The organism is Peribacillus simplex, assembly GCF_900156045.1.
Classification (GTDB): Bacteria; Bacillota; Bacilli; order Bacillales; family DSM-1321; genus Peribacillus; species Peribacillus simplex_D.
Genome location: NZ_FTMX01000003.1, coordinates 1 through 16,334 on the forward strand (window position 1 = coordinate 1; position 16,334 = coordinate 16,334).

At 41.3% G+C, this 16,334-nt stretch carries 15 protein-coding genes, 1 tRNA gene and 1 rRNA gene; 9 read left to right on the forward strand and 8 right to left on the reverse strand.

The features are described 5' to 3' along the window. A 16S ribosomal RNA gene (locus BW986_RS11340) occupies positions 1 to 68 on the reverse strand; the annotation flags it as partial. Positions 69 to 502: 434 nt separating this feature from the next. Here BW986_RS11340 and BW986_RS11345 point away from each other — a divergent pair. Further along, positions 503 to 688 (forward strand): hypothetical protein, encoded by a 186-nt coding sequence (locus tag BW986_RS11345; RefSeq protein WP_076368033.1) that lies wholly within the window; start codon positions 503 to 505, stop codon positions 686 to 688. Positions 689 to 720: 32 nt separating this feature from the next. Here the strand turns inward: BW986_RS11345 and BW986_RS11350 are convergent, their stop codons facing one another. Beyond that, on the reverse strand, positions 721 to 1,620 hold the full coding sequence (locus BW986_RS11350; RefSeq protein ID WP_076368034.1) for a DMT family transporter: 900 nt from the start codon (positions 1,618 to 1,620) through the stop codon (positions 721 to 723). 150 nt (positions 1,621 to 1,770) lie between these two features. Between BW986_RS11350 and BW986_RS11355 the strand changes: the two genes are divergently transcribed. From BW986_RS11355 to BW986_RS11375, 3 genes are all read left to right on the forward strand, one after another. Beyond that, positions 1,771 to 2,478 (forward strand): MgtC/SapB family protein, encoded by a 708-nt coding sequence (locus tag BW986_RS11355; protein ID WP_076368035.1) that lies wholly within the window; start codon positions 1,771 to 1,773, stop codon positions 2,476 to 2,478. Between the two features lie 469 nt (positions 2,479 to 2,947). After that, entirely contained in the window at positions 2,948 to 4,315 is a 1,368-nt protein-coding gene (locus BW986_RS11360; protein WP_081395589.1) for a YVTN family beta-propeller repeat protein, read from the forward strand. Between the two features lie 277 nt (positions 4,316 to 4,592). Beyond that, a tRNA-Ala gene (locus tag BW986_RS11375) sits at positions 4,593 to 4,665 on the forward strand. 195 nt (positions 4,666 to 4,860) lie between these two features. On the opposite strand, the gene BW986_RS11380 is transcribed toward BW986_RS11375, so the two are convergent. From BW986_RS11380 to BW986_RS11390, 3 genes are all read right to left on the reverse strand, one after another. Next, positions 4,861 to 6,072 carry an aminotransferase-like domain-containing protein gene (locus BW986_RS11380; RefSeq protein ID WP_076368036.1) on the reverse strand — a complete coding sequence of 404 codons (1,212 nt, stop codon included), beginning with the start codon at positions 6,070 to 6,072 and terminating at the stop codon, positions 4,861 to 4,863. A 332-nt stretch (positions 6,073 to 6,404) separates the two neighbouring features. After that, on the reverse strand, positions 6,405 to 6,776 hold the full coding sequence (locus BW986_RS11385; RefSeq protein WP_076368037.1) for an MmcQ/YjbR family DNA-binding protein: 372 nt from the start codon (positions 6,774 to 6,776) through the stop codon (positions 6,405 to 6,407). A gap of 24 nt (positions 6,777 to 6,800) precedes the next feature. Beyond that, positions 6,801 to 7,196 (reverse strand): VOC family protein, encoded by a 396-nt coding sequence (locus tag BW986_RS11390; RefSeq protein ID WP_076368038.1) that lies wholly within the window; start codon positions 7,194 to 7,196, stop codon positions 6,801 to 6,803. 270 nt (positions 7,197 to 7,466) lie between these two features. Between BW986_RS11390 and BW986_RS11395 the strand changes: the two genes are divergently transcribed. After that, positions 7,467 to 7,697: a helix-turn-helix transcriptional regulator gene (locus BW986_RS11395; protein WP_076368039.1), complete on the forward strand. Its 231-nt coding sequence runs from the start codon at positions 7,467 to 7,469 to the stop codon at positions 7,695 to 7,697. A gap of 30 nt (positions 7,698 to 7,727) precedes the next feature. Here BW986_RS11395 and BW986_RS30690 read toward each other — a convergent pair whose 3' ends face one another. After that, complete coding sequence (locus tag BW986_RS30690) at positions 7,728 to 7,856, reverse strand: hypothetical protein (protein ID WP_260320836.1); 129 nt, start codon at positions 7,854 to 7,856, stop codon at positions 7,728 to 7,730. Positions 7,857 to 8,092: 236 nt separating this feature from the next. Beyond that, complete coding sequence (locus tag BW986_RS30190; RefSeq protein ID WP_179086059.1) at positions 8,093 to 8,260, reverse strand: hypothetical protein; 168 nt, start codon at positions 8,258 to 8,260, stop codon at positions 8,093 to 8,095. Positions 8,261 to 8,670: 410 nt separating this feature from the next. Between BW986_RS30190 and BW986_RS11400 the strand changes: the two genes are divergently transcribed. The 4 genes from BW986_RS11400 (at position 8,671) to BW986_RS11415 (ending at position 14,174) form a co-directional block, all read left to right on the forward strand. Then, the gene (locus BW986_RS11400; protein WP_076368040.1) at positions 8,671 to 9,588 is read left to right on the forward strand and encodes a proline dehydrogenase family protein; all 918 of its coding nucleotides are present in this window, start codon (positions 8,671 to 8,673) and stop codon (positions 9,586 to 9,588) included. Between the two features lie 57 nt (positions 9,589 to 9,645). After that, positions 9,646 to 11,187, forward strand: a complete 1,542-nt coding sequence (gene pruA, locus BW986_RS11405; RefSeq protein WP_076368041.1) for an L-glutamate gamma-semialdehyde dehydrogenase — start codon at positions 9,646 to 9,648, stop codon at positions 11,185 to 11,187. A gap of 166 nt (positions 11,188 to 11,353) precedes the next feature. After that, the gene (gene putP / locus BW986_RS11410) at positions 11,354 to 12,820 is read left to right on the forward strand and encodes a sodium/proline symporter PutP (RefSeq protein WP_076368042.1); all 1,467 of its coding nucleotides are present in this window, start codon (positions 11,354 to 11,356) and stop codon (positions 12,818 to 12,820) included. A gap of 133 nt (positions 12,821 to 12,953) precedes the next feature. Next, a complete protein-coding gene (locus tag BW986_RS11415) occupies positions 12,954 to 14,174 on the forward strand; it encodes a PucR family transcriptional regulator (protein ID WP_076368043.1) in 1,221 nt (406 codons plus the stop codon). Between the two features lie 268 nt (positions 14,175 to 14,442). Here BW986_RS11415 and BW986_RS11420 read toward each other — a convergent pair whose 3' ends face one another. Continuing rightward, positions 14,443 to 16,095 (reverse strand): glycerol-3-phosphate dehydrogenase/oxidase, encoded by a 1,653-nt coding sequence (locus BW986_RS11420; RefSeq protein WP_076368044.1) that lies wholly within the window; start codon positions 16,093 to 16,095, stop codon positions 14,443 to 14,445. Positions 16,096 to 16,334: the final 239 nt, after the last annotated feature.

The window sequence follows — 16,334 nt, forward strand, 5'->3', positions numbered from 1 at the left end:
CGCTCGACTTGCATGTATTAGGCACGCCGCCAGCGTTCGTCCTGAGCCAGGATCAAACTCTCCGAAGAAATGTTTGACTTGCTCATTTGCTTTTTTGATAGTGTGTGCTCACTTAAAATTTAACGTTGGCGCTTTGTTTTGTTCAGTTTTCAAAGAGCAATTTGTTGTCGTTTCTCTCAGAAGCGACCTCTATAATGTAACACATTCTGTCACGTTTCGTCAACAACTTTTTTAAAATGTTTTTTTCAACTTGTTAGTTGTTTAAGTTGTTGTCTTAGCGACAAGAAATAATATACCATGTACTAAAAATGTTTGCAATACGTTTTTTAAAACTTTTTCAAAAAAAACATTTTCACCTATTCCCTTCTATATATTCTTTACATCATCATCACACCGATTCCCTGTTTCCGGGCCAAGCTCATGTATTATGAATATACGAAGCATATTTCCAAAGAAACACAAATAACCATATATAGATATCTTTTTTCCATGAGGTGAAGCAATGAATCTCGCATTAATCGGATTACTCATTTCTTATAGTATGGCCCTTTACTTATTCAGTACCGCTTTTTATGAAGCCATCAAGTTCAGCAGAGAAAAAGGCAAGGTGAATGGTACGACGTTTTTATTCAGCTTTACTTTTGCTTTGATCTTCACACGGATCACCTATTTGTTTCACCCCTATTAAATAAAAGCAGTAAGTCGGGAGACTTACTGCTTTTATACGGAAATGTGTGCTTCTTTATTTACCTTGCTTTTCTTTTCATCCCTTAAGAACATCATCAAACCACCCAATATGATGGTACCTCCAAGGACCTGCGTCCAGAGTATCGGTTCATCCAATATAAAGTAAGCCAGAATTGTCGCTCCCGCCGGTTCTAATAAAATCCCCATCGAAATCGTAGAAGTGCTTAACCACTTCAGTGACCAATTGAATAAAGAATGCCCTAATAAAGTCGGGAAAATGGCAAGCAAAACGAAATAGATCCAATCGGAAGCAGGATAAGGCGCCAATGCCTCTCCTTTGAAGACCACATAGAAAAACAATGCGACAGCGCTGATTGCATACACGACAAACGTATATGTTATAGAAGAGATGCGTTTTCGAACATTTTGACCAAACAGTAAATAACCGGTTATCAGCGCACATGCGATAAGCGAAAGAATATCTCCCCAAAGCGCCATACCGCTGATTCTCAAATCACCCCAGCTAATGACAAGGCTGCCTGCTATCGCAATGACGCCGCTCAAAATCGCCTTCATTGAAAATCTTTCTTTAAAAAACAGGTAGGCCCCGGCAAAAGCGAATAAAGGCTGGAGGGTGACAAGCACAGTTGAACTCGCGACCGATGTGTAATTAAGCGATTCAAACCATAAAATAAAATGAAAAGCCAAAAACACTCCTGCCACAATCGAATACAGCCAATCCTTTTTATTAATGAATTTAAGTTCATGACGGTATTTCACCAAGAAAACCGGCAACATAAGAAGGACAGTAAATAATAAACGGTAAAAGGCGATAACACCCGATGGAGCGGTCGCCAATTTAACAAGAATGGCCGAAAACGATACGGTTGCCACACCGATCGCTAACGCTACATAAGGATTCACTTTTGGCATTTGATTTAAATTCCTCCTTTCAACGGAATTACGTTTCATTGAACTCTATTCTACTATGTTAAAATTATTAGGGTAGCTTTTTTTAGAAAACGGGTATATGGCAATAAACGATCTTATTATTCGATAATAATTTGGAAGTGGTGAAACAAAATGGAATGGACATTCGACCCTCAATCGGAACTGCAAATCCTTATCAAATTGGGGATTTCGGCTCTCCTTGGACTAGTTATTGGACTAGAGCGAGAAATGAAACGAAAACCCGTTGGATTAAAAACAAGCCTGGTCATTTCAATCGTCAGCTGTTTATTAACGATCGTTTCCATGGAATCCGCTTATAAGTTCCCAGGGAGCGACAACGTAAATATCACAATGGACCCCTTGCGTCTAGCAGCTCAGATCGTTTCCGGCGTCGGCTTTATCGGTGCAGGCGTCATTCTCCGGAGGGACAACAACAGCATATCCGGTTTAACGACAGCCGCCATCATCTGGGGAGCGGCGGGAATCGGAATCGCAGTTGGAGCAGGATTTTTTCTCGAAGCAATAGCCGGCGTCATCCTATTGATCATAAGTGTCGAATTGGTGCCCGCAATCGTCACCTGGCTCGGACCGATGAAGTTACGGCAAAAAGAAATCTATCTGCAGCTGGTCGTACAGAATAAAGATGACATTGCCATCGTACTGAAAAAAATCAAAGACGAAAAAATATTCATCAAAAACCTTAGAATCAAAGATGTAGCAAATGACAATCACCTTTTGACGCTTAAAGTTCTGGTCGATCATAAAATCAGAACATCGGAAGTGTATTACACCGTCTCCAATCTTAAGGAGATTAAAAGGGTAGAGATCGAAAATACATGATAATAAAACCATTTGACTGCCCTCAAACAGTTCACTAGAAAAAAGGGGTTCGGAATTAAACATTCCGAACCCCCTTGAATTTCCCTCAACATTAAGAGATCCAGCCTCTACAAGCCCACTATGCTAGATCACTTTTGACCCTTGGCAAAGTCCAATTGGGCATCCTCTTATATTAATGGCTAAGTCTTGCCTGCACAAAGCAATCGAAACTTCCGCAACAATGAAAAAGGTCTAGTGTTATGAGACTTCACTGTGGCCTGATCCATTATTTATTATTTAAGGGGTCCACTACATACATATTTTTTTAATTTGCAAAATAATCAAACCGATATCCTTCTCTATACGTTTATATAGTGAAAGGATGAACTCCGGCTTGATTAAATTTTTCAAAGGAAGGTGGGCAGGACAACCAGCAAGAAATTGACAGGGATTTAAACATTATCAAGAAAAAAATTTCCCGAGGTGAGTCATGATAAAAAAAATCAAGTTAAAAAGTATATGGATTATCCCCTTACTATTTGTGTTTTTTATACCAAATGTAATTGGAGCTACTTCTACTAAAGGTAAAAGCCCAGTGTTAGGGACAGGCTTTGACACCCACATCACGAACAATTCCCTTGCCGTAAGTCCGGATGAGCAAATAGCGATTGTCTCGGATAGCCGTGAACAATCCATCCTGGTCTATGATCTCGCCAAAGGTAAGTTGCGCAAAAAGATTGATGGTTTCGTTTCACCAAGAAACATCGTGTTCATTGATGGCGGTTCAGAGTTTGTCGTCTCAGACAGTACACTCGGCACACTTCGCTTTTACAGCATTAAAAATTTCACCTTAAAAAATGAAGTTGTCGTTGGTCCAGGGGCATTCGGGACCGCTGTCAGTCCCGATGGAAAGACATTGTATGTGAATAATCAAGCCCATAATTCCGTCACGGTCGTCGATCTGGAAAAACGAAAACCGATTGACGTCATTACAGGTTTCGCCCAACCAAGGCAAGGCATCAAAGTCTCTTCAGATGGAAAATATATCTTTGTCACGAACTTTCAAGGAGATAAAGTGTCCATCGTTGATGCCACCACTAAAAAAATCATTCGTGAAATATCAGGGTTCTCCAGTATACGCGGAATCTCGATTACCGCTGATGGAGGAACATTATATGCCGCAAACAGCGCACGCAACAGCATTTCCGCAGTTGATACGTTAGACGGTAATATAAAGGGTGAAATCAAAGTGGGACGTGAGCCATATGGAGCGGCTCTATCGCCTGATGATAAACTCCTCTTTGCAAGCAACAAAGCTGATAATACGATTGACGTGATCAATGTCGCTGATCACCGTGTAGTTAAAACAATTGGGGGTTTCAAAGAGCCAAGGCAAGCTATCGTCTTTAGCCATGATGGGGACCAGGCTTATGTACTGAATCGGGATCTCTCCATTGCACGTGTTGATGTTAAAACATACACCATCACGGATATAATTCAGGATAAGGCCAAAAAATATAAGCTTAAAATACTAGAATCTGACGAAGCGGGCAAATATTTAGCAGATCAAGACGGAATGACACTTTATCATTTCACAAAAGATGATTCTAGTGTCAGTAATTGCAAAGGCCAATGTCTTGAAATTTGGCCGCCATTCCATGCAGATAACATCATCTCTCATAATGGATTCGACAAAAATGACTTTAAAACAATCATAAGAGATGACGGACAAAAACAAACAACGTATAAAGGGCATCCACTCTATTACTATGCGAAAGATAAACAGGCAGGTGATATAAATGGTCAAGGCGTCAATAATGTCTGGTATGTATTGAATAAAAAGATTTTTGAGGAATAAGCGCAATAACAAGGAATCAGGAACGCTAAAAAGCGGCACATAGAAATCTAATGTTGAAAAAGCCAATGAAAGGACCATCCCTCCTTCTTAATGATTACAGTTTGCGGCTAGTCTCAATCGTATAAACAAAAAAACTGTAGGTTAACTAGATTCATCGAGTCTATAGTCTGAGCCGTTTGACTGCCCTCAAACGGTTTTTTTATCATTTTTGCAAAAATCTCATATTTTATATTGACTTTTCACCAAAATCCGATAAAATAATTATTGTACCTAATACGGGGCATTAGCTCAGCTGGGAGAGCGCTACGCTGGCAGCGTAGAGGTCAGCGGTTCGATCCCGCTATGCTCCATATCCAAAAACCCTTGCATAGCAAGGGTTTTTTTCTTTGGCCTAAAAGAAATAAACGAGCGGATCAAACCACTTCTTCTTGCATGTTCGGAAGTATATCGCTTATTAACAAAAATGCACCTACCTCCTATTCGGAAGCAGGCGCATTCAAATTCATTTAAAAAAGCTTCGAAATAGCTTCGAAATAGCTTGGAGCTTACGATCCTTCAGGACAATCTATGAAAAAAGATGCGATAAGCTGTCCTAGTCTTCGAATTCCCTCATTTATTTCTTTCTCGTTGGCATAACTGAACGAAAGCCGGAGAAACTCGGTTCCATCGTTTTGATCCAAGAAAAAGTATTTCCCTGGAACATATGAAACACCCTCAGCCAGTGCCTGTGATAATAGATGCGACGTATCAACACCCGGAACTCTCATCCAGACAAAGTAACCACCATCTGGTACATACCAGGAAACGGATTCTGGAAGAAATTGTTCCATCGCACGGATTAACGCAGTGCATTTAGAACGATACACATCTTTTAGTAGGTCGAGCCGTTTCTCAAAATCAGTGTTTTCTAGGTATACAGCCATTGTACTTTGAGCAAATGGATGGTCTAGATCTTTTTTAAACCACTCGAAAGCCTTAATGAATTCACTTTCTCCTGCTATCCATCCAATCCGCATTCCTGGCGCAACAACCTTCGATAATGACCCAAGTTGGATGACTCGCCCGCATTTATCCATAGATTTTATTGGCACCGGATTTTTATCGAAGGATAATTCTCCGTATGCATCATCCTCTATAATGAGGAAGTCAAACTCGATGGAAAGCTCCAATAAATGCTTCCGGCGCTCAATTGTCATGGTCGTCCCAGTTGGATTTTGAAAGGTTGGGATTGTATATAGAAAACGCGGGAGGGTTAGACCTTTATGTTTCCTCTCATCCAGCATTTCTTTTAATCGGTACGTTTGTAGTCCCTGTTCATCTATCGGTATACTAATAATCTGCTTCGTATAGTTTTGAAAAATCTCTAAAGCTTCCATATAGGTGGGAGACTCTACCGCTACGACCGCTTTATCATCAAGAAGAATGCGGGCAATAAGATCAATCCCCTGGCAAGCTCCTGATGTAATCAAAAGCTGCTCTTCCAAAATGCAAATTCCACGCTCTCCCAATCTTTTTTGGATTTGATGCTTAAGTCTTGCAATTCGTGGACTCCCGATATAATGGAGCGGCAAATCCTGCTCTTCATCAAGAAGTCTGGCTACAGCTACCTTGAGCTCCTCGGCAGGAACGAGAGCAGGATCAGGATAGCCTGAACTCAAGCGAATGCAACCATCTGGCAAATCTGGCATCCATGCACCGGGCGGATCATTCTTAAGTGCCGCTTTAATGTTCTCAGAAAAAAAAGATTCAACTTTCACTCAACCATACACCTTTCCGTCAATCAAACCTGATTGATTCTCGCGATTTTTGAAGATAGCTGCTTATTTCATGAAACACGCAGATAGTCATTCTTTTGTAAAAAAAACTGAAATTAATTTTAAACTTTCGTCTGATGAGAGACAACAAAGCCTCTTTTATTTTGGAAATTCCGGAGTCTCTTTTACACAGAACCCTTTTGGCCGCTCCAATGGAATAGGAGCCATTTTCTTTAAAACTCATGTGTATAGATGAAATGGTTTTTGCCTATCAGTACCAGTAAAGCTGATAAAAGATCCTAAAAAATAAAGAAAGGCAGATCGTCCGCCTTTCTTCACTTTTTATGCAGCTCATTCCATTTCTTAACCAAACGCTTCGGTGCCGCACGTAAATAGGCTTCTTTAATTAGATAGGTCAATTCATCCCAGTCTCCCCTATCCGGATTTTGAATAGAAACCCAACCGTGATGTCCTATATATGGGGTTTTGAAAAAATTCTCTTTCTGTAGCAATAATTCTTGAGTTTCTCGATCTGACTTGAACGACAAACTGAATCCTTCCTCGCTTTCACCTGAAATCACGAAGGATTTTCCTCTGATTTTAAAAGTATTGTGACCGAAACCGTCAATATGTACAACAGCTTCGGGCAGTGCAAGACAGATGTTGCGTGCAATTTCAAGCATGGCTTCCGTGTTTTGTGATTTCATGTTTTAATTCACCTATTATCAACTCTATTTTGCGTTCACATCAGGTTGATGAATTCCGAATATATTGCCCTCTGTATCAATATAGTATCCTTGCCAAGCCATACCAGGAAGGGCATATTTGGGCATTGCGACCTTGCCGCCATTCTCAATGATTTTAGCTTCCGTTAAATCGTAATTTTCCACGCCCATTGTACAAGCAAATGCATTTAATGCTTGGTCTGTATCCGGCGGAGCACTTTGACGCTGCATCAAAGCACCATCGATCCCAGGTTCTTTCTCATCGCCAGTTACCGCTCCAAAGTAAGGCATACCTGCATACTCACTCCAATCTTGAAATGTCCATCCAAATACCTCTCCATAAAACTTCTTTGCCCGTTCCATGTCATTCACATGAATTTCGAAATGAACTATTCTTCCCATGATTTCCTCCTAAGTTAAATATGAATTAATCATTTACTTACATTATTCAGTCTGTGTTCACTACCCATCTATTATTATAATTTAAATGGAAATAAATTCAAATAAATTGAAGCTTCATCATACAATCTGTCATAACCTTTTAGAAAGACCCGGGAGCCGCTTTTCAAATACCGACTAACCGTTTGTATATCAAAAATTTGCGAAACTATGCGTATATTTTTGTGAAAGTTGGACTAGACTGCTAGTAAATAATTCTAGGAGGTTATCAAAATGTTTAGATTCGGGAAGAGAAAACTGCGGAGCAAGATCGGTAAATTAATCGATAAGCACGGATATACACAAGAAGAGTTTGTAAGTGCATCAGGAATCTCACGTAATACGATAAGCAGAGTTTGCAGCGATCCTAAATATGTGCCGTCGGCCGGAGTTTTAAAGAAAATCATGAAGGCGGTTCGCAGCATTGATGCTGGCGCAAAGGCAGATGACTACTTTGATCTGTAAACAAAAAGGGCCCTAGCGTAATGGCCGGGGCTAAATGTATTTGTTCCATTCTTGTTCATGCTCTTCATATCCACGCCCCCCTAAACCATGCTTACCTATCGCTGGAATAAAGTCACCCAGCAGCTGCATATCCTTAACTTCCCAAGCGAACCCTCCCACTTTGAAGCCACCTAGTTTCCGTGGAATAGATTATTAGGTAAAAAAGTATATATAAGATTCAACGACATCCCCCGAATTTGAAAATTAAAAACCCCCACTTCCATTAGGAGCGGGGGTTTTCGGATGATATGTATATCTTGCGGTTCTTTTGTCCCTTTTAGACAAACCCTGCAGTGATTTCCTTAAACAAGTGCTTGTTATCGATCAGGGACAAAAGGTTATGTATTCCGCTTGATCTATTTTCGACTAACCATTTTCTTTATGAACCGCACCACAGGTGACACAATGGATTCATGTACATTCGTAAGGGCATAACCGATCAGACCCATTATTACCAGGGCCAAGATTAATCCTATTATCAATCCTGATGTTTCTCTAAGTTCTTCAAGTACAGCATCCATCATTCCTTACCCTCCCCGGCTTGCCGATGCGACTTAATTTTACGGTTTTACATCCATTTTACTTCTGAAAGCTTCATTTATCGTTTTTTCTTGGACTTTGACCCATTCTGTTAAATAAGGTTCATTATAACGTATTGGATGATTATGGTCGAGGTTCCACTTTTTAAACACATTCACTGATTTCACTCACATCATTACTTACTGATAAAGGCTTTACCTCTAGCGTTTCTCATTAAGTTAAAATATAAACCTTCGTTTCATCCGAACATACAAGAGAAAATGTAAACCTTTTCATTTGTCCAAAACCGACAAACAAATGACAGAATTATTGTTTTTTAAGAACATTGAGAATATTGTCGAAAAATCGTAAGCTTAATTTATTGAAATACATCTTCTTAGGGGGTGCGCTTTATATGGAAGCCATTACAAGGGACTTTTTCTTATTTTTATCTAAAAATAATCTGCTTAATAATATTGCTAAAAAAAGCGGAGGAAGTTTTGCTGCTGGAAAGATCATTGGCGGAACTGATTTCCAAAGTTCCATTAAATTCATTAAACAACTTAACAATAGCGGCTTGTCGGTTACAGTAGACCATCTTGGGGAATTCGTTGATTCTAAGGAAGTGACTCAGGAACGGACGGCAGAATGCATCGAAACCATCGAAATGATCAGCAGGGAAAAACTTGATTCACAGGTTTCTCTGAAGATGACTTCTCTGGGACTTGATATCGATCATAAACTCGTAATCGAGAATATGACGAAAATTCTTGATACAGCCGAAAAACATAAAGTCATGGTCACGATCGATATGGAAGATGAAGTTCGCTGTCAGGCAACAATTGATATCTTTAGACAGTTCAAAGAAAAATACAGCTGCATAAGTACCGTTCTACAAGCATATCTATTCCGCACAGAGAAAGATTTGGAGGACCTTGCCCAATTTAAGCCATTCCTGCGCCTTGTAAAGGGTGCCTACAAGGAATCTGCCGAGGTGGCTTTTCCCGAAAAGAATGATGTAGACGAAAACTATAAAAAGTTGATTAAGCAAAGTCTTCTTAACGGAAATTATACGGCCATTGCCTCACATGATGACAAAATCATCGAATATACAAAAGAGCTGGCCAAGAAGTTCGACATCCCGAATACACAATTCGAATTTCAAATGCTTTATGGCATGAGAAACAAAACTCAATACGAATTGGTCAAGCAAGGTTACAAAATGCGCGTCTATGTACCATATGGTCTGGATTGGTATGGATACTTCATGAGAAGGCTTGCAGAAAGGCCATCCAATATTGCCTTTGCCTTCAAAGGGATGGTCAGAAGCTAAATATACATTCAACATTATTAATTGCTACAAAAAATCTATTAAAAGGTGTGATTATCAATGATTTCATATAAACACGAACCATTTGTTGATTTTACAAACGAGGAAAACAAAAAAGCATATCAGGAAGCACTTCAAACTGTTGAGGGCTACTTAGGGCAAGACTACCCACTTTACATCGGGGCAGAGAAAGTGACGACTGATGAGAAAATCGTTTCATATAATCCTGCAGATAAACAAGAGGTCATCGGCCGAGTATCGAAAGCGAACAGGGATCTTGCTGAGAAAGCCATGCAAGAAGCTGTTACCGCTTTTGAAAGCTGGAAAAAAGTGAAGCCGGAAATCCGTGCTGACGTTTTATTCAAAGCTGCTGCCATCATTCGCAGACGCAAGCATGAATTCTCTGCGTTATTGACGAAAGAAGCGGGAAAACCTTGGAATGAGGCTGATGCGGATACAGCGGAAGCGATCGATTTCCTTGAATTCTATGCCCGTCAAATGCTGACGCTTAAAGATGGTGTGCCTGTTCAAAGCCGTCCGGGAGAATTTAACCGCTATGATTACATTCCATTAGGGGTAGGCATCATCATTTCTCCTTGGAACTTCCCATTTGCGATCATGGCAGGTACAGCTGTTGCCGCTATCGTTACTGGTAACACGATCCTATTGAAACCAGCTTCGACTACTCCAATCGTTGCTGCGAAATTCGTTGAAGTGATGCTTGAAGCCGGCCTTCCAGCAGGTGTGTTGAATTTTGTTCCAGGAAGCGGAGCCGAAGTGGGCGACTACCTGGTTGATCATCCAAAAACACGTTTCATTTCCTTCACCGGTTCACGTGATGTAGGTCTGCGCATTTACAAACGTGCTTCTGAAGTGAACGAAGGCCAAATTTGGCTGAAGCGTGTCATTGCTGAAATGGGCGGAAAAGATACGATCGTCGTCGACAAAGAGGCAGATCTTGAATTGGCTGCTCAATCGATCGTGAAATCTGCATTTGGCTTCTCGGGACAAAAATGTTCTGCTTGTTCCCGTGCTGTCATCGTAGAAGATGTATACGATCAAGTATTAGATCGCGCTGTTGAATTAACAAAACAACTAACAGTTGGTAATCCTGTAGAAAATCATTTCATGGGACCAGTTATCGATCAAGCTGCTTTTGACAAAATCATGAGCTATATTGAAATCGGGAAACAAGAAGGACGCATTCTCGCTGGAGGAGAAGGAGATAGCTCTACAGGCTACTTCGTTCAACCGACAATCGTTGCTGATGTCGATCCGCAAGCCCGCTTGATGCAAGAAGAAATCTTCGGACCAGTCGTTGCCTTCACAAAAGCGAAGGACTTTAGCGAAGCTCTTGAGATTGCCAATAACACTGAATATGGTTTGACTGGGGCTGTCATTACGACAAATCGCCTTAACATGGAAAAAGCACGCGAAGAATTCCATGTGGGGAACTTGTATTTCAACCGTGGCTGTACTGGTGCAATCGTAGGTTATCAGCCATTCGGCGGGTTCAACATGTCAGGAACTGATTCCAAGGCAGGCGGACCGGACTACTTGCAGCTTCATATGCAAGCCAAAACAACATCCGAAACATTCTGATAATGTTCGATCAAGCAATTTGAAGATGATTTGAAACCCCTGTGGTTTTCGTATCTTCCATTCTGGATACGGAAACCAAAATGAGGTTAAATGGAGGAAGTGACAAATAGGTTGCTTCCTCTTTTAAAACAAAAAATTATAAATTTCAACCTGAAGGGAGTCTTTTATGGATTACGCATTAATACTTTCGATCAGCATTTACATGGCTGGCATGCTTCTCATCGGTTACTTCGCTTACAAAAGAACCTCCAATTTAAATGATTATATGCTGGGCGACCGGGGTCTCGGACCTGCTGTCACTGCATTAAGCGCTGGTGCTGCGGATATGAGCGGTTGGCTGTTAATGGGTATGCCTGGTGCCATGTTCGCAACAGGTCTAAGCTCCATCTGGATTGTAATCGGTCTCACGTTAGGAGCCTATGTGAACTGGCTATATGTTGCACCAAGATTGAGGACCTATACGGAAGTTGCCAATAACTCGATTACGATTCCCGCTTTCCTGGAAAATCGTTTTGGTGAGGGCTCACGGATCTTAAGGTTCATTTCGGCATTGGTTATTCTCGTATTCTTTACCTTTTATGTTTCTTCCGGAATGGTGTCCGGCGGAGTCTTATTCCAAAGTACATTTGGCCTTGATTACCATACAGGTCTATGGATCTTGACAGGCGTCACCGTTGCCTATACTTTATTCGGTGGATTCCTGGCAGTAAGCTGGACAGACTTTGTTCAAGGACTGATCATGGTCGTCGCCCTGGTTCTTGTACCGATCGTCACCCTTTTCCATGTTGGCGGTTTCGGTCCTTCCATAGAAACACCACGTTCCATTGATCCAGCCCTATTGAATATTTTCACAGGGACGAGCTTTTTAGGGATCATCTCATTATTTGCATGGGGACTGGGTTACTTCGGACAGCCGCATATCATTGTCCGCTTTATGGCGATCAGTTCTGTTAAGGAAATAAAGAAAGCCCGTACTATCGGGATGAGCTGGATGATTTTCTCCACTATCGGTGCCATGCTGACTGGATTCATCGGAATCACGTATTATCACCAGAACGGACTCAAGTTAGCTGATCCTGAAACGATTTTCATAGAGTTAGGGGAAATACTATTCCACCCATTCATTACTGGTTTCTTGATTTCAGCCATACTGGCAGCCGTCATGAGCACGATTTCTTCACAGCTCTTGGTTACTGCCAGCTCTTTAACCGAAGATATATACAAAACCTTCTTCCGTCGTTCCGCATCGGACAAAGAACTTGTCTTCCTAGGCAGACTTTCTGTACTGATCATTTCAATCATCGCGCTTATTCTCTCTTGGGAGAAAAATGACACGATTCTTGGACTTGTCGGGTATGCTTGGGCTGGATTCGGTTCTTCATTCGGTCCATTGGTCATACTAAGCCTTTGCTGGAAACGCATGACAAAGTGGGGGGCATTAGCAGGGATGGTCGTTGGTGCCGCTACTGTCATTATCTGGTCCATGTCAGGATTATCAGATACGCTTTATGAAATGATTCCTGGTTTTGGCGCAAGCTTGATTGCCATCATTGTGGTCAGTCTTCTTACAGCGAAGCCATCAAAAGAAGTAGAAACGGATTTCGAAGAATTCGAAAGAACATTAAAACAATAATAAATCTCCTAAAAGGAACGGTATTTCTTCATATACCGTTCCTTCTTTGTTCTTGCCCCTATACACATCATTAGTTTAAAAGTATTATTAAACTACGTTGTCATACACTTCAAAAAACTACAGGGGGCCATATATGTCATTAGAAAAAATCCTGACTCTCACAAACATCAACGATATAACGGATATGGTCAGCACTTATTTAAAAAAACCAGTCGTCATCGAAAATGACCAATTTTTATTGCTGGCATATAGTTCATATTATATCGAACACTTCGACCAAGCCAATCGGCAAACCATCTTCACAAAGCATTGGCCGATTCCAATTCTGGAAAAATTCATGGATGAGGGCATTGTCGAACAGCTTAAAACCGTGGAGCATCCATTCAGGGTAAAACAAATCGAGGAAATCGGATTAAATCAAAGAGTCGTTGTGAGCGCCGTTCACAAAGGACAGGTCTTCGGATTCATTTGGGTCCAAGAAACGGAAATGATGACCGATTCCGATTTGGAATTTTTACATGAAGTTTCCCATCATATCGGCAAGCTCCTTTATCAGAAAAAACAGATAAACATGAAAAAAGACGAAGAAAAAAATGAGTTTTATCAAAAGGTCATTGACGAAGTCTATCAAACGGAAAATCAAATAAAATGGGAAGCCGCCAATATGAGTCTTCTCATTCCGGAAACTTTCCTTGTCAATGTCTTTACCATCGCTCAATCCGATGCAGAACATTTCGATGAATTAGCGGATACAGTCAGTCTATTCGCCAATGCATTGAATCATTTTACCCATGTATTCACAAACCAATTGAAGATCATCGTCTTGATTGGCAGCAACGGAAAAGGGAAGGACCTGCTTACCGATAGCGCCAATGATTTAACGAACACCGTTCTTTCCCAATTCAATGACAAAAAGGTATTCCCGGGAATCGGAAATGAGTACTCTTCGATTCTTCAATTAAGAAAATCCTATCTCGAAGCCCTGGAAGTGATCAACTCAGCCAAGTTCATCGGTGAACCTGAACAGCTTCCCTTCCAATATAGCAAGCTTGGGATTTTCCGTTACCTCGAAATGATCTCCAACCATCATACTAAAACGAATTATATCAATACGGATTTAGAGATTCTTCAAAAGAAGGACCAGGAAAGCCAAACCAAACTCCTTCAAACACTGGAAATATATCTGTTGAACAATTGCCGGATCAAACCTACAGCTGAACAGCTATACATTCATACCAACACATTGAAATATAGATTGAATCAAATAACCGATCTCACCTCAATCGATTTTGATGACTTTCATTCGAGAATGCAACTTTACATCGATTTACAGCTTATTAAGCAGAGATCTTAAAGCGTCCGGTTTTTGAGTTTTGGAAATTCAATAAGGAGAGAAGAAATGCGGCTGTGTCTGCCGTATTCCTCTCTCCTTATATATGTTTCACCTATTATCTTTCTAAAGGGTAATTACGGTTTACTAGACTCACCTTATATGGAAACTTTATGCGTCCCAGTAAGAACGAAATCCATGATTTCCTCTTTCGACAGTTTGCTAAGACCAAGAGTTTCGATGGTTCTTCCACTTTGCGGAGTGCCGCCGGCGTCATGTTAATGCATATAGGTCAAGATACTCTAATCGCACCCGATATTTCCTGTTCCAATTGATTGGTTCTCTCCACCTTAGTTGATTCCGTCCATCCAAAATATCCAGCCATATAATCGATCACTGCATGTTTATGCGTTTGGACTAAATCGATATCGAATAATAGCGTCCCTGTCCTGCGGAAGAAGAAATCAACTGGAGTTGCGGCCATTTCATGATCTAGTGCGTATTTCAGCTGTACGAACAATTTCTTTGGAAGGCCACTGCTTGCTCCTCCGTCTCCTTCGCTTTTTGCGATATCGAATATCCCAGGTGCGTTGGACCCATACATGGCCAATATCTCTTCGGTTTCCTTAACTGTGAGTCCTGAGTCAACTCCCGTTTGAATATGTTGCTTGATATAATCGGTGAAGTTGCTTGATCCCCCGACATCCCCTCCGGAAATCGGCATTCCTTTAGTGCTGCTGGCTGGGTAAGTTTTATTGGATTGCTGGGCAAGCTTCCCTGCCAAAAGGTCGACCGTCGTTTTGGCCATTTTGCGATAACCGGTCAATTTCCCCCCCGCAATCGTGATAAGTCCCGAATCGGACTCCCATATTTCATCTTTCCTTGATATCTCAGAAGGATCCTTCCCTTCTTCAAGAATCAATGGCCTTACCCCAGCCCAGCTTGATTCAATATCATCATCCGTAATGTTCACTTCTGGGAACATATAATGTATCGACTTTAATAAATAGGCACGGTCTTCGGAAGTAACGGTCGGCACTGCAGGGTCACCATCATAAAAAGTGTCCGTTGTCCCTACATAGGCCTTACCGGCTCTCGGGATGGCAAAAATCATCCGGCCGTCAGGCGTATCAAAATAAAGCGCCTGCTTCAACGGGAATTTCGATTGGTCGATGACCACATGAACACCCTTGGATAACTTCAGCGTTTTCCCTTTTTTCGATTGGTCCTTTTCACGAATGGAATCGACCCATGGACCTGCAGCATTAATGACTTTGTCTGCGAATATTTCATAAGACTCACCTGAAAGTAAATCGGCAACTTGGACGCCGTTCACCTTGCCGTTGTCATATAACAATTTTTCCACTTTTGTATAATTTATCGGTGTTGCACCTTTATCGACAGCCGCCTTCATCACTTCAATCGTCAGACGTGCATCATCTGTCCGGTATTCAACATAGTAGCCTCCGCCCTTCAGTCCCTCTTTCTTAACGAGAGGCTCCCGTTTTAGGGTTTCCTCCGCCGAAAGCATTTTCCTGCGTTCAGCTTTTTTAACCCCCGCAAGGAAATCATATACCCGAAGGCCAATGGAGGTACTGAATTTCCCGAAGGTGCCACCTTTGTGCATCGGTAACAGCATCCATTCCGGCGTGGTAACATGCGGTCCATTTTCATAAACGATTTCCCGCTCTTTACCAACCTCGGCAACCATTTTTATTTCAAATTGCTTCAAATACCTCAATCCGCCATGAACAAGTTTTGTCGAGCGGCTTGAAGTACCTGCTGCAAAGTCCTGCATTTCAACCAAAGCCACTTTCATTCCGCGGGTCGTTGCATCCAGGGCAATCCCTGCACCAGTAATTCCCCCGCCAATGACAACCACATCATATTTCTCTTTTTTCAGAAGTTCGGTCGTTTCTTCCCGATATATATTTGAAAACCTCATGCATGACTCCTCCTTTGGAAAATTGCATTCTATTTTTTCTTGAATTCTGCGTTTACTCGTGAATTCACACGGTTTACTCGTGAATTTGTGCTATTTACTCGTGAATTCGAACGGTTTACTCGTGAATTCTTCACTTTTACTCGTGAATTCGAACGGTTTACTCGTGAGTTCGGTCATTATATTCAATTGGTTCTTTGTTCGCATAGTTTATATAGATATTAATATCCCTAATCTGCCAT